Annotated in this window: 16 protein-coding genes and 1 pseudogene; 9 read left to right on the top strand and 8 right to left on the bottom strand. The window is 67.6% G+C overall.

Annotation, left to right across the window (positions count from 1 at the left end):
* Nucleotides 1-22: 22 nt before the first annotated feature.
* A complete protein-coding gene (locus tag ACJJV6_RS05205) occupies nt 23-1,378 on the bottom strand; it encodes an MFS transporter (RefSeq protein ID WP_009356791.1) in 1,356 nt (451 codons plus the stop codon).
* A gap of 279 nt (nt 1,379-1,657) precedes the next feature.
* Between ACJJV6_RS05205 and ACJJV6_RS05210 the strand changes: the two genes are divergently transcribed.
* From ACJJV6_RS05210 to ACJJV6_RS05220, 3 genes are all read left to right on the top strand, one after another.
* Nucleotides 1,658-3,100 (top strand): hypothetical protein, encoded by a 1,443-nt coding sequence (locus tag ACJJV6_RS05210; RefSeq protein WP_235046769.1) that lies wholly within the window; start codon nt 1,658-1,660, stop codon nt 3,098-3,100.
* A gap of 99 nt (nt 3,101-3,199) precedes the next feature.
* Nucleotides 3,200-3,664, top strand: coding sequence for a hypothetical protein (locus tag ACJJV6_RS05215; RefSeq protein WP_354175610.1), 465 nt, complete (start codon nt 3,200-3,202; stop codon nt 3,662-3,664).
* Nucleotides 3,661-5,346 carry a DUF5671 domain-containing protein gene (locus ACJJV6_RS05220; RefSeq protein ID WP_354175612.1) on the top strand — a complete coding sequence of 562 codons (1,686 nt, stop codon included), beginning with the start codon at nt 3,661-3,663 and terminating at the stop codon, nt 5,344-5,346. Before ACJJV6_RS05215 ends, ACJJV6_RS05220 begins: the two co-directional genes overlap by 4 nt.
* A 3-nt stretch (nt 5,347-5,349) precedes the next feature.
* On the opposite strand, the gene ACJJV6_RS05225 is transcribed toward ACJJV6_RS05220, so the two are convergent.
* Entirely contained in the window at nt 5,350-6,099 is a 750-nt protein-coding gene (locus ACJJV6_RS05225) for a GPP34 family phosphoprotein (RefSeq protein ID WP_009356788.1), read from the bottom strand.
* A gap of 77 nt (nt 6,100-6,176) precedes the next feature.
* On the opposite strand from ACJJV6_RS05225, the gene ACJJV6_RS05230 reads away from it, so the two are divergent.
* Nucleotides 6,177-6,536 carry a VOC family protein gene (locus ACJJV6_RS05230; protein ID WP_009356787.1) on the top strand — a complete coding sequence of 120 codons (360 nt, stop codon included), beginning with the start codon at nt 6,177-6,179 and terminating at the stop codon, nt 6,534-6,536.
* A gap of 32 nt (nt 6,537-6,568) precedes the next feature.
* Entirely contained in the window at nt 6,569-7,042 is a 474-nt protein-coding gene (locus tag ACJJV6_RS05235; RefSeq protein ID WP_009356786.1) for a GNAT family N-acetyltransferase, read from the top strand.
* Nucleotides 7,043-7,069: 27 nt separating this feature from the next.
* Here ACJJV6_RS05235 and ACJJV6_RS05240 read toward each other — a convergent pair whose 3' ends face one another.
* Entirely contained in the window at nt 7,070-7,267 is a 198-nt protein-coding gene (locus ACJJV6_RS05240) for a hypothetical protein (RefSeq protein WP_009356785.1), read from the bottom strand.
* 245 nt (nt 7,268-7,512) lie between these two features.
* Here ACJJV6_RS05240 and ACJJV6_RS05245 point away from each other — a divergent pair, with 245 nt between their 5' ends.
* Together ACJJV6_RS05245 and ACJJV6_RS05250 are read left to right on the top strand one after the other, a co-directional pair.
* Entirely contained in the window at nt 7,513-8,880 is a 1,368-nt protein-coding gene (locus ACJJV6_RS05245; RefSeq protein WP_009356784.1) for a polysaccharide lyase family 1 protein, read from the top strand.
* On the top strand, nt 8,880-10,772 hold the full coding sequence (locus ACJJV6_RS05250; RefSeq protein ID WP_009356783.1) for a pectinesterase family protein: 1,893 nt from the start codon (nt 8,880-8,882) through the stop codon (nt 10,770-10,772). Before ACJJV6_RS05245 ends, ACJJV6_RS05250 begins: the two co-directional genes overlap by 1 nt.
* Before the next feature lie 75 nt (nt 10,773-10,847).
* On the opposite strand, the pseudogene ACJJV6_RS05255 reads toward ACJJV6_RS05250, so the two are convergent.
* Nucleotides 10,848-11,129, bottom strand: a pseudogene (locus ACJJV6_RS05255) (ATP-binding protein); the annotation flags it as partial.
* A gap of 12 nt (nt 11,130-11,141) precedes the next feature.
* The gene (locus tag ACJJV6_RS05260; RefSeq protein WP_407710095.1) at nt 11,142-11,936 is read right to left on the bottom strand and encodes a response regulator; all 795 of its coding nucleotides are present in this window, start codon (nt 11,934-11,936) and stop codon (nt 11,142-11,144) included.
* A 338-nt stretch (nt 11,937-12,274) separates the two neighbouring features.
* Here ACJJV6_RS05260 and ACJJV6_RS05265 point away from each other — a divergent pair, with 338 nt between their 5' ends.
* On the top strand, nt 12,275-13,261 hold the full coding sequence (locus tag ACJJV6_RS05265) for an aldo/keto reductase (protein WP_035751966.1): 987 nt from the start codon (nt 12,275-12,277) through the stop codon (nt 13,259-13,261).
* 71 nt (nt 13,262-13,332) lie between these two features.
* Here the strand turns inward: ACJJV6_RS05265 and ACJJV6_RS05270 are convergent, their stop codons facing one another.
* The 3 genes from ACJJV6_RS05270 to ACJJV6_RS05280 all read right to left on the bottom strand — a co-directional run bounded on the left by ACJJV6_RS05270 (nt 13,333) and on the right by ACJJV6_RS05280 (nt 15,913).
* A complete protein-coding gene (locus ACJJV6_RS05270; protein WP_009356780.1) occupies nt 13,333-13,806 on the bottom strand; it encodes an SRPBCC family protein in 474 nt (157 codons plus the stop codon).
* 169 nt (nt 13,807-13,975) lie between these two features.
* The gene (locus ACJJV6_RS05275; RefSeq protein ID WP_009356779.1) at nt 13,976-15,025 is read right to left on the bottom strand and encodes a hypothetical protein; all 1,050 of its coding nucleotides are present in this window, start codon (nt 15,023-15,025) and stop codon (nt 13,976-13,978) included.
* Between the two features lie 27 nt (nt 15,026-15,052).
* Nucleotides 15,053-15,913 carry a phosphatidylinositol-specific phospholipase C/glycerophosphodiester phosphodiesterase family protein gene (locus tag ACJJV6_RS05280; protein ID WP_009356778.1) on the bottom strand — a complete coding sequence of 287 codons (861 nt, stop codon included), beginning with the start codon at nt 15,911-15,913 and terminating at the stop codon, nt 15,053-15,055.
* A gap of 260 nt (nt 15,914-16,173) precedes the next feature.
* On the opposite strand from ACJJV6_RS05280, the gene ACJJV6_RS05285 reads away from it, so the two are divergent.
* Entirely contained in the window at nt 16,174-17,769 is a 1,596-nt protein-coding gene (locus tag ACJJV6_RS05285; protein ID WP_009356777.1) for a phospholipase D-like domain-containing protein, read from the top strand.
* The last annotated feature ends 8 nt before the right edge of the window (nt 17,770-17,777 follow it).

Raw genomic sequence — 17,777 nt, forward strand, 5'->3', positions numbered from 1 at the left:
TGCGTGTTGGTTTGGAGGAAAGCTATTCGTGCCGCAGGGGCTCTTTGCCGGTTTCCCTGGAGAGGGCCACGGCCACCAGGGAGACGACGGCGGCTGCAACGAGATACCAGGCGGGAGCCAGGTCGCTGGCGGTGGCCGCAATGAGCAGCGTTGCCATGAAGGGTGCAGTGCCGCCGAAGAGGGCGTTGGACAGGTTGAAGCTCACGGCGAAGCCGCTGTAGCGGACGCGGGTGGGGAACATTTCCGCCAGGAAGCTGGGCAGGGTGCCGTCGTTCAGGGTGAGCATGGCGCCGAGGAGGACCTGGACCAGGACGATGACCAGGAAGTTTCCGGTGCCCAGCAGCGCGAAGGCGGGGACGGTGAGGACGATGAAGGTGATTGATGCGCTGATGAGCACCTTCTTGCGTCCGTACCGGTCCGAGAGCATGCCCGTGAGGAAGATGAAGCCGATGTAGGTGACCAGCGCGATGGTTGTTGCCAGGAAGGATTCGGTTTCACCCAGGCCCAGCTCCGAGGACAGGTACGTGGGCATGTAGCTGAGGATCACGTAGAAGCCGACCGCGTTGAGCAGCACCGCGCCGACGGCCTGCAGCAGCTGCCGCCAGTGGTTGCGGAAGAGGCTGGAGACGGGCGTCTTGTCGGCATGGTCCTCGGCGGCCAGCTCGCGGAATGCGGGGGTGTCCTCAAGCTTGGTCCGGATGTACCGGCCGATGAGGCCCATCGGGGCTGCCAGCAGGAACGGCAGCCGCCAGCCCCAGCTCTGCAGTGCTTCGGCGGACAGCAGGGTTGTGAGCAGCCCGGCGATCAGTGACCCGAGGAGCAAGCCGGCGGCGGTGCTGCCCGGTACTACCGCAGCGTAGAGGCCGCGTTTGCCTGCCGGCGCGTACTCCACCAGGAAGGCTGATGCTCCGGCGTATTCACCGGACGCGGAGAAGCCTTGGACAACCCTGATGATCAGGAGCAGGACGGGCGCCCAGATGCCGATTGTGTCGTAGCCGGGGATCAGGGCAATGCAGAACGTCGCTCCGGACATGATCAGGATGGACAGTGAGAGGGCTGTCCGCCGCCCCACCTTGTCGCCAATATGCCCCCAGACAAACCCGCCCAGCGGGCGGACCAGGAATGAAATCGCGAACAGTGCGAAGGTCAGCAGGAGGCCGGTCTGCGGATCAGACTCAGGGAAGAAGACCGTCGCGATGGTCACTGCGAGATAGCCATAGACGGCGTAGTCGAACCACTCGACGAAATTGCCGATGAAGCTGGCTGTGATGACCCGGCGGCGCGTGTCCCTGCTCACCGGGGAATCCAGGTTGCGGGAAGGGTCCTTGGCGTCAGCGGCAAGGATCCCCGACCCGGTTGGGGTTGATTCGTTACTCATGGAACCACCAGGAAGAGTTGGAGTTGCATTCATTGCAACTTGGTTGTTTCAACATAGATGGTGACGTGAAGCACAGTCAAGAGGTAGCAACAGCTTTTAATTTCTCGATTTCCGTGTCACCAGCGGCGAGGAGGGGGCCTATGCGCCTCTCGCGAGCCTGGGACTGGGCGTTGCAGCAAAAGCAACAAGGTTGCCGTCACAGCCCCTTCGACGGTGGAGTTCGGGAAAGGGGCCGAAAGGCACAAGCCAGGCCGGCCCGGGCGGGCCCACACTTGCCGCATGGGCGCAACAGCACGAAAACCCGCAACAGCACGAAAACCGAAGCGCCTCCCGCTGGTGCTGGCCGCCGTCGCGGGCGCAATGGTCCTGGCAGGATGCTCGGCCGGAGGCCCGGCTCCCGGGGCCAGCCCCTCGAACACCCCGCTGCCTGCGTCCTCATCGCCCCCGCCTGCAGGCACGGGCGGGTGGCCGTCTCAGCCGTTCACCGATGCCGAACTGGCGGCCATCATCATCGGTGTTGCCCAGGCCCGCAACCTGCCGATGGCCGCAGCCCAAGATCCCACCCGCCTGCGCAGCGGCGCTGCGAGCGGTTCGTTTCCGTCGGTCAGCACGGAGACCACCCCCGGGGAATGCCTGGCGTTCGTCCCCGAAAACCCGTTTGTCCGCTGGGCGGACAAGGCAGTAAGTTTCGCAGAAGGGGGCATCCCTGTGGCCGGCGGGCAGCAGGGACCGGCAAGCACCATCATGATCACGCTTCGAAGCGCAGAAGGCATCGCGAAGGCAGACTTCGGCTATCCGGAAGACCTTGTTTCCCGGTGCAGCCACTTTGGCCTGGTTACGACCGAGTCCGGACGGCCCTCGGCCTACGCCGTACAACTGCTGGCCGCTCCCCCGGTGGCGGAACGGCAGTACGGCTACAGGCAGTCCCCCGAGCCGAAAGGACCAGGCGACTACGGCTCCGTGGGGCTGCGGGCACTGGCCGGAACGCTCTCCATCACACTGACCCTCGCCGTCGCCGGGCTCGACTCCGACGCCGACGCCCAGCCGGCACTGCACTCCATGGCAGCGCTGGCGAAGGACCTCATCACAGAGGCGGGCAAGGGCGCGCCGTCTGTTGTACCGGTCCCGGCGAATTCCTTGACGGCCGAACAGTTGGTGGAGTTGTTCAAGGGCATCACGGGCCCGAACGGCGAGCCCGCCACCCTGGGCGGGGCCTCCGTCCTCGGGCCGCCCCCGGGTATTACTCCCGGCACTTCATCCAGGGAGCCCGAGGCCCCGTGCACCTTCAGCGACGAGGCGTACTTCGGGTCCCTGTCCGGCGCGGTGATGGGGCAGGGGCAGATCCAGGGTCCCGGCAAGATTGACTACAGCGATTTCGCCGTCGTCAGCATGCCCGGGGCGGCGTCCCGGCCCTACCCCTTCGACGCCCGGGCTGAAGGGGTTCGCAGCTGTGCCGGCATCCAGGAAGAGGTACCCGGGGGCGCCAGCCGGCAGTGGTCCCCGGTCATCCAACTGAGCCCGGGCCCTGCCGCGGACTCCAGCTACGCCCTCGCCTACCAACTGCCGGACGGCACCGGCGAATGGCACGTCCGCAGCGGCGCACGCAGGGGAACGCTGTCCGTCGAGGCGGAGAGCAGGACCCTCAGCCAGGCGGAGACGCAGGCCAAAGCCGACGGCCTTGCCGCTTTCTTCGGGAACGTCTTCTCCCGCGCCGGGGTCTAAGACCTGCTGCCCCAAAGCGTCTCCGACGGGGTCAGAAGGTGACCAAATTGGGGCCTTAAGCCACCATCCAATGCGCATTCCATGACCCATACTTGCGGCATGGATGGTGCAGCGGGAAAACCTGACCGGATCCTCGTGGTTCTGCTCGGTGTCATCGGCGTGCTGGTGGCCGTTGCGCTGGCTGTGGTGTTCCTGCGGGGTGATCCGAAGCCTCTGGACGAGAACAGTCCCGCCGGCGTGGTCCAGCGGTACAGCGCGGCAGTGATCGACGGTGACACCGCAGCTGCCGGCACCTACCTGACAGACGAAGCCCGGGACCAGTGCATCGAGAAGTTCATCGGCATGCCCCGTCCCGAGAGGGTGGTCCTGGTGGACACCAACGAAAGGCAGGAATCGGCCACCGTCACGGTCTCGATCGTCCAGTCTTCCGACGGCGGACCGTTCGGCCCGTCCGAATACGAATCGGAGGATTCCTTCGCTCTGGTGAAATCCGGCGGAGCGTGGAAGATCGCTGCGGCCCCGTACACCCTGCTTGCCTGCACTGGAACGCCGGTAAGGCCATGAACCTCCAGGTGCAGCCGGGAACCTCGTCACTGTCCCACGCCCAGGTGACATTGCGCCGGCTGATCCAATATGCCCTCCTGTTTGCCCTGGTGGTGATCGCGGCCTCCGGCGCCAGCGGGCTGCTGGAACGCCTGTTCGAGTCCGGGTCCGTTCTGGCCGCCACCGATGCGCAGGGCCTCGCCAGCGGGCTTGCGTTCACCCTGATCGGCGGACCGCTGGCCCTGCTCCTGTGGTGGTTTCTGTGGCGCAGGCTGGACGAGGCGGAGCGCACGGCAACCGGCTGGGGCCTGTACCTGGCCGGAATGTATGCAGTCTCGCTGATCATCGCCACCACGTCGCTGCTGGAATTTGCGGCCTCCTGGATCGGTTCCGCACGGGCCCAGTGGGCGCCCCCGCTGGCCAATGGCCTGGTCTGGACCGCCGTCTGGGTGTGGCACCGCTGGATGTGGCGGCATCCGGCCAAAGGGGCCCCGCACCTGACCGACATCCGCACCACCATCGGAACCTTTTTTGGCCTGGTGGTGGGCGCCATTGCAGCGATCACCGCGCTGGGCGGCCTGTTCGATGCCCCCATCCGCGGCAGCTTTTCGCTCACCGGGACAGCTCTGTGGTGGCATGCGGTGCTCCGGTCTGTTGTGTGGGCAGCGGGCGGAGGCGCGGTCTGGTGGTGGCACTGGATTCACGAGGACGGACGCAGGATGCGGACCGGCCTGGTTGACGTCAGCACCATCGTCGTCGGAATCTTCGCGGCCGGAATCACCGCGCTGGGTGGAAGCGCTGTTGTGCTGTTTGTCCTCCTGAGGCTGGCGTTTGACCCCACAGATTCGACCGGCGAAATCCTGGAGCCCCTGGCAACAGCCCTGGCTTCGGCCCTGATCGGGGCCGTGGTGTGGCGCTACCACCGGGCGGTGGCCGTGCAGCGGTCCGCTGAAAACCGGCGCGCGAGCCTCCTGGTCACCTCGGCTGTGGCCCTGGCCGCGGCAGCCTCAGGGGTTGGCGTGATCATCAACGCGCTCCTGGCCGCAGCAGTATCGCCGCTGGCCGGCGGCACGGAGCGGACCCTGCTCCTGGGCGGCATCAGTTCACTGGCAGTGGGTGGCCCGGTGTGGTGGCTGGCGTGGAAACCGGACAAACAACCGCGGAGCGCTGATGCGATTCCGCCAGGAAGGCGGATCTACCTCATTGCGTTCTTCGGCGTGAGCGCCGTGGTGGCACTGATCGCCCTCCTGGTGATCGCCTACCGGGTCTTCGAGTTCCTGTTGGGCGGGGTGTCCGGCGGCAGCGTGGTTGACCGGATCCGCGGACCGCTCGGGCTCCTGGTGGCCGCCGGGCTGGTGGCCGGGTACCACTTCGCACTGTGGCGGCACGACCGGGCCCTTCTCGCCGCAGCCGGTTCCGTCCGCAAGCGGGTAATCGACCAGGTCACCCTGGTGGCTGGTTCCGGTTCCGAGGCGGTCGAAAAGGCTCTCACTGAGCTCACCGGAGGTGCGAGGGTCACGGTGTGGCGGCGGGCCGACGACGGCGGGGCGGCCCCGCCGGGCCAGGGCACCTTTGCTGCCACCGGAGAGGGCATGGGCCGGCTTGAACAGGCCCTGAAGGGCGTCACGGCGCGGCACGTCCTGGTGATCCTCGGTGCCGATGCCCGCGTGGACGTGATTCCGCTGGAGGGCAGGGGCGGCTGAGGGTTACAGGTTTGCGGCTTCTTCCTCCGCGAGCCTGATCATGCGCAGCTCGTCCTCCACAGCGCGGGCCGGCCAGTAGTCCTTGGCCAGTTCGTCGGCCCATACCCGGTCCGCCGCCGGGAAGAGCTTGGGAAGCAGCCCGGCCGCCTCAAGCAGCGCGATCAGGGCCAGGGTCCTGGCTTCGTGTGCCTTGGCTGCAGGCTTCGCAGCGGCAGCGGCAGCGCCAGCGTCAGGAACGCCGGCATCAGAGGACGCGCCGACAGCTTCCGGGGACTCCGGCACCTGGGGAGGCGCCGACGTATCGCTGAGCGCGGCTTCCAGCTTTTTCACGAGTGCCGCTTCAGGAGCGTGGTCCTTCTCCGGGTACCGCACGGTCTGGAAGACGCCAAGGTGCTTCTCCCCCACGTGCTCCACGATGCCCCGGGACACCATTCCCTCGTAGACCCGCTGCACTTCCGCCCGGCCCTCCAGCATGGACACCCAGGCCTTGGGCGTGTGCGGCCGTGACTTGTGGCGGATGAGGTCCAGCTCGTGCTGGAAATCGGTGGCGGGGGTGGCGCCGGTGGCACGGACATGCTTTCCCTGCAGCCGGATGGCGCCGACCATGTCCAGCTCGGCGAGGATGGCCCCGGCCAGGGTGGTCCGGAGCGCGAACACCGGCACTTCGAGTTTGCCGTCTTGATCGTTCGTGGCCAGCAGGAGGAAGGCCTGGGGCAGGTTCAGCTCTACGGTTCCGGGTGTTTGGGCGTCCATATGACCATGGTGCTCCCGGCCGGCGGCTCCCACAATGGCCGCAGACAGGTTCTGTCCGGCGGGTTTAGGCTGGGCAGATGTTGACCATCGGCACCCTTGTCCTCGGCGTCAATGACGTCGCCCGCGCCACGGATTTCTGGCACGCTGCCCTCGGCTATGTCCCCCGCGAACCCGGTGACGACACGTGGGTGACCCTTGCCCCGGCGTCGGGCCCTGGAGCCCAGCTCTCGCTGATGCGCAGCGAGACGCCGGTCCAGGAGCACCCGCGCGTCCACCTGGACCTCTACGCGGATGACCAAACTGCGGAGGTGGAGCGGCTGGTCTCGCTCGGAGCCCGGCGGGTGGACTGGGACCTGTACCCGGAGGACCCGGACTTCCTTGTCCTGGAGGACCCCGACGGGAACCGCTTCTGCGTGATCGACAAGAGCGCGGGGTAATCGCCCGGGCGGCTGCCGGTACATTGGAGGCGATGATTTCGATTGACCGGGACGATCCCGCACGCCCTGATGTCCACCGGCTCCTGAGCGAGCACCTGGCGGACATGTTCGCCACCTCCCCGGCTGAGAGCGTCCACGCACTGGACCACTCCGCGCTGTCCGACCCGTCCATCACGTTCTGGACAGCGCGCGAGGACGGCACCCTGCTGGGGTGCGGTGCCCTCAAGCTCCTGGGAGCCGCACCCGGCGCGGTCCGGCACGGCGAGATCAAGTCCATGCGCACCGCCGCGGGCGCACGCGGACGGGGCGTGGCCACCCTGATGCTCCGGCACATCCTCGAGGACGCCCGGAACCGGAACCTTGGACGCGTCTGCCTCGAGACCGGAACCGAGGACTACTTCGCTCCCGCGCGGCGCCTGTATGAGCGGCACGGCTTCACGGAATGCCCGCCTTTTGCGGACTACTCGCTGGATCCCAACAGCGTGTTCATGGAGCTCCGGCTCTAGCGGAGCCCACTGATGGCCGGGGACCGGTCAGGAGATGCGGTCCGTATCGGGCTCGATGGCCCAGGCAAGGCGGTGGAGTGCACTGGCGGCGTGACCGCGGGTGGCCTCCCAGCGTGACAATTCAGGCTTGGGCGTCCGGCGCTGCCGTGGGGCGTGCGGCAGGGCGCTCTGGGCCGTGCCGTCCTTTCCGGCGAGGAAGAGTGCGATGAAACCTGAACTGTCCATAGGGCGGTGTCCTGCGTTGTGAGGTGGGGGTAGGGAAGCCGGCAGACGGACCGGCACTGCCCCGATTATGGAGCACCGCCCGGAGAATCCGGACATCGATCTTCCCATTTCGTCACAAGAAGGTAAGTTGACCATTGCCGAGAAAGCGGTTTCTCGATAGGGTCCTTGTCAGCGCTAACAAGCACCGGCGTCATAGCAGCCGCCGGCAGGGGCGCGAAGTTCATTCCAATGACGGAAGAGAGAACATGCAAAAACGCACCACCTTATCCATGTCCGCAGCCGTGGCAGTGGCCGGAGCGCTGCTGGTGTCAGCGCCGGCAGGCGCTTCGCCCAACCCCCTGGCGGATCCTGCAGCCCAGACGGCCCAGACGCCGCTGGAGCGCCAGGTTCTTGCCGCGGGAAACGGCTGGGCCTCGGCCGGGGCGGGCACCACCGGAGGTTCCGCGGCAACGGACGCCCACGTCTACGACGTTTCCACCAAGGCTGAGCTGCTGGCGGCCTTCGCGGCGGCCGGAACCGCGCCGAAGATTGTGCGGATCCATGGAACCATCGATGCCAACACCGCTGCGGATGGTTCAGCGGTGACGTGCGAAAACTACGCCGAAGGCACCGGCTACAGCCTGCAGCAGTACCTCCAGGACTACGACCCGGCAACCTACGGCCGCAGCCAGGAACCCGAAGGGACGCAGGAGAGTGCCAGGCGGGCAGCCGCCGGCAAGCAAGCCTTGAACATCCGGGTGGACATTCCCAGCAACACCACGATCGTGGGTGCCACGCCGGACAGCACCATCACCGGCGCCGCCCTCCGCATCAACGGTGCCAGCAACGTGATCGTCCGCAACCTCACGGTGCGGGATGCGCACGACTGCTTCCCGGCCTGGGATCCAACCGACGGGGCGGACGGCAACTGGAACAGCGAGTACGACATGCTCCAGGTCATCAACCGGGCCACCAACGTCTGGATCGACCACTCCGAATTCACCGATGCCCCCAACCTGGACAGTTCCCAGCCGCTCTACTTCGGCCGCCCTTACCAGGTGCACGACGGCGCCGTGGACGTCACCAACGGCTCGGACCTGGTGACCATGTCCTTCAACCGCTTCGCGGACCATGACAAGCTGCTCCTGATCGGCTCCACCGATTCACCGGGCCGCGGGGACCCGGGCAAGCTGCGCGTCACCATCCACCACAACGTCTTCGAGAACGTGGGCCAGCGCGCCCCGCGGGTCCGGTTCGGCCAGGTGGACGTGTACAACAACCACTTCAAGGTGAACGCGGACAGCACCGTGACCTACGGCTACACGCTGGGCGCAGGCTTCGATTCGCACCTCCACGCCGAGGCGAACGCCTTCACGCTGCCGGCCGGGATCGACGCCGCGGACATCATCACCCGCTTCAAGGGCACGGCGATCACCACTATCGGGAACGCCGTCAACGGGAAGATCACCGACCTTCGCGCCGCCTACAACGCCGCTGCGGCACCCGTGGACCAACTGGCCGAGGACACGTCCTGGACCCCGACGCTGCGCACCCAGGTCCACCCGGCGCAGGCCGTGCCGGCCCTGCTCCAAGACTCCACCGGACCGGTCTTCACGGCAGGAGGCGGACACTGATGGCCGCCATTGTGCCCACCCGCCGCACCATCCTCACATCCCTGGCACTGACAGCGGGGGCCATGGCCCTCTCCGGCACTGGCATAGCCAACGCGATCCCCCGCACCAGCCCCGACCCTGCCAGGCCGCGGACACAGCCGGTGATCTTCGTCGTCGGGGACTCGACGTCGTCGGCGTACCAGCAGTCCGAGCGCCCCCGCGCGGGCTGGGGACAGGCGCTGCCGCTTCTGCTGGGGCCGCAGGCCACCGTCTTCGACTATGCCTGGTCCGGCGCCTCCTCAAAGAGCTTTGCCGACGCCGGCCTGCTGGACCGGGTGCTGGCGCTGATGCAGCCGGGCGACTACCTGCTGATTTCCTTCGGCCACAACGACGAGAAGGTGGCGGACCCGGCCCGGGGCACGCTCCCGGACAGCACCTACAAGGAGTACCTGACCCGGTATGTCGACGGCGCCAGGGCGCGCGGAGGCAAGCCCGTGCTGGTCACCAGCGTGGAACGCCGCCGGTTCGATTCCTTCGGGACCGCCCAGGATTCGCACGGCGCCTACCCGCAGGCGGTGCGGGACCTTGCGGCCTCCACCGGCACCCCGCTGGTGGACCTGACGGCGTCGTCCAAGCAGCTGTGGCAGCGGCTGGGACCGGAGGGCACCAAGGAACACTTCCTCTTCCTGGCGCCGGGCGAGCACCCGCAGTATCCGCAGGGTTCGGAGGACAACACGCACTTCCAGGCCGCCGGTGCCCTGGCCGTGGCCAAGCTGGTGGCCCGCGAACTCCAGGCGAAGGAGATCGTCCCGCCGGGCTACTTCCTGAACATCGACGCCGGCACCGATCCTCTGCTGGGCATGTACTGGCCCGCCGAACGCCCGGTTGACCTCCCGGTGATGCTCGACGTCGGGCGGGGCCGGACGTTCGCGACCGTACAGGCCGCCGTCGACTCCGTTCCGTCCAACAGCACCCAGCGGACGGTGATCCGGATCCAGCCGGGCAACTACCGGGAGATGGTCCGGGTGCCCAGCAGCAAGCCGCGGATTTCGTTCATCGGCCAGGGCGGCAGGCCGGAGGACGTGGTGCTGGTCTTCAACAACGCCTCCGGCACCCCCAAGCCGGACGGCACCGGAAACTACGGCACCTCCGGCAGTGCCTCAGTCCGGATCGACGGCCCCGACTTCGAGGCCAGGAACCTGACCATCAGCAACGACTTCGACGAGGCCGCCAACATGGGGATGAAGGACCGGCAGGCGGTGGCGCTGCACATCACGGCCGACCGGTCGGTGCTGTCCAACGTCAGGATGCTGGGCAACCAGGACACCCTGCTGGTCAACTCGCCGGGCACGGGCGTCCCGGCGCGCTTCTACTTCGACAAGTGCTACGTGGAAGGGGACGTGGACTTCATCTTCGGACGCGGCACAGGCGTTTTCAGCGGTTGCGAGATCAAGTCCCTGGACCGCGGCTCGGCGACGAACAACGGGTATGTCACGGCCGGAAGCCAGGACCTGTCCATCAAGTACGGCTACCTCTTTGACCAGTGCCGGCTCGTCTCGGATGCCGCCGCCAGCAGCGTCCACCTGGGCAGGCCGTGGCACCCGGGCGGCGACCCCCGGGCGGTTGCGCAGGTCCTGATCAGGGACTCCTGGCTGGGGGCCCATGTCTCGGGGACGCCGTGGACGGACATGAGCGGCTTCTCCTGGCGGGAGGCCCGGTTCCACGAACTCACCAACCGTGGCCCCGGCGCGCAGGTGACAGCGGACCGCCCGCAGCTCCCCGCGGCGGAGGCGGACAACTACACGGTCCGGGCCTACCTGCAGGGCACGGACGGCTGGGCACCGCAGCTCGCCGGCACCGCGGCGGACACCACAACAGCGCCGACCGGGGTGCCGTCCGGGGCACCCGCCTAAGCCGGGGCGGACGACGGCGGGACCTCCCGCCGTCGTCCGTTCCCCCGTGAGCCTGGCCGGCTGAAAAGGTGCGCCCTACGGTGATCCGAGGTAGATGCTGACGGTGGTCCCGCCGCCGGGGCCGGGTGCAACCTCCAGCCTTCCCCCGTGCGCGGCGGCGATCCGGGCGCAGGTGGCCAAGCCAAGCCCCGTGCCGGCGGGATCGCCGTCGCGGTGCAGGCGGACCAGCGGTTCAACCACCTTGCGCCGGTCGCCGGCGTCGATGCCCTTGCCGTTGTCCTGCACCCGGACGACGGCGCCCGCTCCGGCACCCTGTCCGGAGACGGTGATGACCGGGGGCACCGCTGGACGGCGGTAGGCGACGGCGTTCTAGATCAGGTTCTGCAGGGCCACGCGCAACTGGTTTTCGTCAGCGTGGAAAACGAAGTCCTCACAGTGCACCACTGCGCCGGCGTCCTCCAGGCCCAGCCGCAGGTCCTGCGTGACCTTCTGCACGAGGTTTGCCAATGAAAGCCGTTCCCTGGACAGCGAACCGCCGATGGACGCGTATCCCAGCAGCTCCTCCACCATGGACAGCATCCGCCGCGCGCTGCCGCCCACGATTTCCAGGTACTCGGCTGCTTCCTCCGGGTGGCCCGATTCCGCGTCCGTGGCACCCAGCTCCACGTAGCCCAGGATGGATGTGAGCGGATTCCGGAGGTCGTGGCTGACCCGCCCGGTGAATTCGGCGAGCCGTTCGTTGCTTCCCCTGGCCGCGTCCAGGGCGTGGTGGACTGCCGTGACACGCCGGGCGGCCAGCAGGCGCGTGTGGAGGACAAAGGGGTCCAGCGGCTTGCTGATGTAGTCGTCCGCTCCGGCCCGCATGCCTTCCAGCACGTCTTCCTGGGCGCCATGGGAGGTCAGCAGCACCACGTACGTGTAGGAACTTGCTTCCGAGGCCCGGATGGCGCGGCACAGGTCAAACCCGTTGAGCCCCGGCATCACCAGGTCGCTGACTACCACCTGGGGGCGCCGCTCCTGGAACAGCTGCCACGCCGTCTCGCCATCCGCGGCCACGATGCACTGGTGCCCGTATTTCTCGACGGCGGCCTTCGCCACCAGCAGCGATCCTGCGTCGTCGTCGGCCACCAGCACCGTCATGGCGTCCCGGGAATCGTCCGGCACGCCGGGATTCTTCCCGGCTGCCGCGTCGGGCGACAGACGTCCCGTCGCACTCCAGCTCGAATTAACCGCCATGATGCCCCCGGCCATACATCGTCATGACGGGCCACCCGGCGGCCCGCTGGACCTATAGTCCCACGGGAAAGGCTTACCCGGACGGGCAAAGACGGGCAAAGACGGGCAGGTTTCCACGGATCCGGCGGTCACGGATTGCTTGCCAAGGGTGGCCCTGCCAAAACAGGTTTCAACAGACACTCCCTAACCCGCGCCGGAACCCGTTGACTGGTAGAAGGCCGGGCAGGCCTGTGCCGGCACGGACAGCCATCAGCAAGGGAGAAGTCATGCATACACGGACACTGGGGCAAGGACTGCAGGTTTCCGCTATTGGTTTGGGCTGCATGGGGATGTCCCAGAGCTACGGCCCGAACCCCGCAGACCGGCAGGCCATGATCGGCGTACTCCGCGACGCCGTCACGATGGGCATCAACTTCTTTGACACAGCCGAGGTGTACGGGCCCTTCGTCAATGAGGAACTGGTGGGCGAAGCGCTCGCCCCGGTCCGCGACGAGGTGGTCATTGCCACCAAGTTCGGGTGGCGGATCGAGGACGGGAAATCCGTGGGGCTGGACAGTTCGCCCGAGCGGATCAGGCGGGTGGCGGACGAGTCACTCCGCCGGCTTCGGGTGGACACCCTGGATCTCTTCTACCAGCACCGGGTGGACCCCAACGTGCCCATTGAGGAAGTGGCCGGCACGGTGGGAGAACTCGTCCAGGCCGGCAAGGTCCGCCACTTCGGGCTGTCCGAGGCATCGGCCGCGACCATCCGGGCGGCCCACGCCGTCTTCCCGGTGACCGCCGTGCAGAGCGAGTACTCGCTGTGGACGCGGGATCCGGAGCCGGAAGTGCTGCCCACCCTGGCCGAACTCGGGATCGGGTTCGTTCCGTTCAGCCCCCTTGGCAAGGGCTTCCTCACCGGAACCGTGGACACGTCCACACCGTTTGCCGACGGCGACATCCGCAGCACCATCCCCCGCTTCACCGCTGAAAACCGCGCCGCCAACCTGGCACTGGTTGAGCATGTCGCGGGCCTCGCGGCGGCCAAGAACGCCACGCCGGGACAGATCGCGCTGGCGTGGCTCCTGGCCCAGCAGCCCTGGATTGTGCCGATCCCCGGTACGCGCCGCCGCGAACGCGTCGAGGAGAACGCAGCGGCCACCGCCGTTGCGCTGTCCGCCGATGAAGTGGCAGATCTCGATGCCGTCGCCAGCCGGATCGGTGTGCAGGGCAACCGCTACAACGACCTGCACATGGGGCTCGTCGGACGGTGACGCTCCAGGAAGCGGACGACGGCGGGTGGGCACCCGCCGTCGTCCGCTTCCTTTGGGTTGATTGCCGGCTTCTAGGGCTGCCCCATGGGCCCGGTGTCCTTGACTTCGCCGCGCCAGCCGCCGGTTTCGGTGCCGCGCGATTCAATGAAGGCCTTGAACTTGCGCATGTCGGCCTTTACCTGCATCTCGTCGATCTTCAGCGCCGCGCCTGCTTTTTCAGTGACCGTCTCCGGCGCCCATTCGAAGTGGACCCTGACTTTCGTGTGGTTGGCGTCCACCGGCGTGAACCTGATGATGCCGGCATGGGACTTGCCGTCCGTGCTGCGCCAGGCGATGCGGTCGTCAGGTTCCTGGTCGACGATTTCGGTATCGAATTCCCGCTTGACACCACCCACCTTGGTCACCCAGTGGTTCGTCCTGTCGGTCAGCTGGGTTACGGATTCCACCCCGGACATGAACTGCGGAAAGGATTCGAACTGGGTCCACTGGTTGTACGCGGTCCGCACCGGGACATCGACTTCCACTGTCTCTTCGACGTGTTCCATCTGCTTCCTCCTTTTGACGGGCGGCAGCAACAGCGGACTGGCAGCATGTGCCTTCCTGCCAGTCAGGCAGCCGCCACATTTGCACCATAAATCCGGCCGCCGCCAGTGTCCAGACCCCAGACGACGGCGGGTGGGCACCCGCCGTCGTACCCTACCTAGGTGCCAGGCCTCACGAGCTGAAGGGGATCTTTTCCCAGCTCAGGACCCCGGAACCGGCCGCGCTGTTGCCGGCGACGCTGAACCGGACGTAGTTGGTGGCGTTGGCGGAGCCGTCCACGGTGACCCGCTGCAGGTCATCCGCGACGGGCTGGCCATACACCTCCAGCCAGGGCGAGCCCCCGGCCAGCGGCTGGTTCTCAGCGAAGACGTGGCTGTCGCCGTTGATCAGGTAGACCGGGGCGTCGAAGTTGTTGGTCTCCTCCACGATGGCGGCCACGATGTCGCGGAAGCCGGACATGATTTCCGGGCTGGCGGTGGCCGCGGCGAGCAGCGACGGATCGAACATGTCCGCCTGGGTCATCAGGACCACGGCGCGGTCATTGCGGCGCTCGGCGTCGGCGAACGTTTCGCGGATCTGGACCAGGACGGCATCGGTCCGGTGCTCCACCTCGGCCAGCTGCTCGGGCGTGGCAGCGGTTTCGCCCAGGCCGGTCCAGGGCTGCAGGGAGTTGTTGCTGCCCTGGATGTTGAGCACCGAGAAGGCCACGCGGTTCTGGGTAAACCGGACGTTCTCGGGGAGCCCGAGGTCCTCCTGGGTCTTGACCGGCATGGTGGCGCCGAGGGTCTTTCCGGGCTCGTCGAAGAAGACTTCCCGCAGCTTGTCCAGCCGCTCCAGCGGGTTGTAGGCGCCGTTGTTGGTGCGGTGGCAGTCCACCCATTCGTTGTCGCCGGGGGTGAAGACCAGCGGGTGCTCAAACGTGTCGAACTGGGCGCGGATGTAGGAGAAGTACCCGTCCGAGCAGACGGATGAGCCGTTCTTGATATCGCCCACGTGTGCTACGAACCCCAGGTCGCGGTCGGCGTTGATGTCCTGGATACGGGAGGGGAATTTGGCGATCTCGGCGTCGCCGTAGGGGATGTCGCCGATGACGCCGAAGGTGAAGGCGTCCTTGCTGTTGTCAGTGGGGGTGTCGTCCGCGGCAGTGGCCGGCTGGGCGGCAAGGAGGCCGAACGCCAGGGCGAGTGCCGCCGTCGTGGTTTTTATGGTCTTTGAAGGCATGGGGATGGTCCTGGTTCTGGGGTGGGGTTAGGCGGCGCGGGCGGTGAGGAACTGCTGGAGCCCTGCGAGGTCATCGGTGTTGATGTGGTCCACGCCGGCGTCGGCGAGCTCGCTCCAGAGCGCTTCGCGGGCAGTGCCAGGCTGGTCCGGGGTGGCCCAGAAGCGGACGCGGTAACCGTTGGCGTGCGCCTCGGCCACGTAGGCGTGCAGCCTGGCGCGCTCAACCTCGGGCATCGGTCCGACGCCCTGCCAGGTGAAGAGCCGGGTCCAGTTGTCGCTGACGAGCGGCATCAGATCCGCGGGCTTGCCGGACGTGAGGTCCGCGGAGCGGCCGTCGTAGAAGCTGAAGCGCTTGTCCTGCGCCTGCATGGTGGCCAGCGGGCGGTTGCCGCTGATGACCGCGGTGACCGGGCCGGTCTTGGTGGTGCCGTTCGTGTAGCGGCTCATGATGTCGCGGTGCTCGGCGAGCTCTTCCTCGATGGCGGCGTAGGTGGCCTCGCCCTCGCTCTTGATGTCGATCAGGAGCTGCAGGCTGCCGTCCCAGTGCCGGTACACGCTGTGCCCGGGCTGGCTGCGGACCAGGTCCTGGAGCGGTTCCAGGTAGAGGCTCTCGAGCGTGACGCCGGGCTTCACGTCCTCCAGGTCGTGGGCCACCAGCAGTTCGCCGTCCACCAGCCACACGTCCGCCTCGACACTGGTGAAGCCATGCTCCAGAGCGTCCATCAGCGGGCGGTCATGCTCATAGTCATTGTGGGCGTGCGCCTGGGCCAGGGGCTGGCCGACGACGACGGGAGCGGGCTTGGTTGCCTCGGCTTGGGCGGGTGCCACGGCGGTTCCCGCCAGGGAGGCAAGGAAGGCGACGGCGGCGAGGGTGCTTTTCACGAACACGGGGTACTCCTGGTGGCAGCGTGGATTGTCCGCAGCCCGGCAAGGGGATGGCGCCGGGGTGCCTTATGAGAATTCCGCTGGTGAAAGAACAGGCAGGGTCGCAAGGGTTTCGCCGCCGTGAACACCAAGCGTCCTTATCTGTGCCCATGGCAGCCTGGCCCAGAAGAATCGCCCGGCCCCGGTGACATTGATCCGCACCGTCGTAGGCTACTAATGAGGGCGGACAACGGGGGCGCCTCGGGCCCCGGAGGGAGCATCGGGTGGACAGTACAGCCGGTTACTGGTTCTTGAGTGGCGCTGAGCGGGAGCATTCGGCCACCGGTGTGCATGCCGGCCCTGCCGAGACACCGGCGTGGTCAGAGGGCAACCTGGTGCGGCCCCTGATTCACGGGGCCACCTACTTCGCCCGGCTGTACGAGGAGCTGTCCGCGCTCCAGGCGGGCGACCGTGTCTGGTTTACCGACTGGCGCGGGGACGGCGACGAGCGGCTCAAGGCGGACGGGCCCGCCATCGGTGAGCTGCTGACCCGGCTGGCCCGGATCGGAGTGGAAGTGCGCGGCCTGGTGTGGCGGTCCCATGGGGAACGTATCCAGGCCCCGATGAGCAACCGGTCCAACGAGCTCCTCAGCCGCCAGATCAACGACGCCGGCGGCGAGGTCCTGCTGGACCAGCGGGTCCGCGTCTTCGGCTGCCACCACCAGAAACTGTTCGTGATCCGCAGCCGGACGGACCCTTCACGCGACGTGGCGTTCGTGGGCGGCATCGACCTGTCCCACAGCCGCCGGGACGACGCCGACCACATGGGCGATCCGCAGGCGGTGGACATGGACCCCCGGTACGGGAAGCAACCGCCCTGGCACGACGCCGCCGTCGAACTCCGCGGCCCGGTGGTGGCTGATGTGCTGGAACTGTTCGCGGAACGGTGGAACGACCCCCATCCCCTGGACCGGCGCACGCCGTACCGGATGCTGCTGCAGCGCCTGGCCGACATGCCCCGGCACCCGCAGCCGCTGCCGGACACCGCGCCGCCGCCGCCACCGGCCGGCCCGCATGCCGTGCAGCTGCTGCGCACCTACGGGGTGAAGCATCCGCCGTTCCCGTTCGCCCCGGGCGGCGAGCGCAGCGTGGCCCAGGCCTACACGAAGGCATTTTCCCTGGCCCGTTCGCTGATCTATATCGAGGACCAGTACCTGTGGTCGGCGGAGGTCGCGGCGGGAATCGCAGGCGCCCTCAAGCAGAACCCCGGGCTCAACGTGATCGCCGTGGTGCCGCGCTACCCGGACTCCGACGGCCCGCTGGGAGGTCCGCCCAAGCGGCTGGGGCAGCTGCATGCCATCGAAACCATCCGTCGCGCGGCCCCCGACAGGTTCGGCGTCTTCAACCTCGAAAACAGGGCCGGGACACCCATTTACGTCCATGCCAAGATCTGCATCATCGACGACACCTGGTTCACCTGCGGCTCGGACAACTTCAACCGCCGGTCCTGGACCACAGACAGCGAGCTGACCTGCGCGGTCATCGACACCAGCGCCGGCCGGCAGGAAACGCCGGACGCATCCGCTTCGCTGGCCCACAGGGTAAGGCGCCAGCTCTGGGCCGAGCACCTGGGCCTCGACGAGGATGACCCCCGGTTCCAGGACCCGGCGGACGGACTCGCCCTGTGGAAGGCCGCCGCCGATGCCCTGGACGGCTGGCACCAGGCCGGCAGCCGGACGCCGCGGCCCGCCGGACATGCGCGGCACCACACCACAGATCCCGTGTCAAGCCTGCAGCGCCTCTGGGCAGCTCCTGCCAACCGCTTCCTGGTGGATCCGGACGGCCGGCCCCGGAAACTGCGCGGCACCACCAAGTTCTAGGGTCCGTC

Source organism: Arthrobacter nitrophenolicus (genome assembly GCF_045833485.1).
GTDB lineage: Bacteria > Actinomycetota > Actinomycetes > Actinomycetales > Micrococcaceae > Arthrobacter > Arthrobacter nitrophenolicus.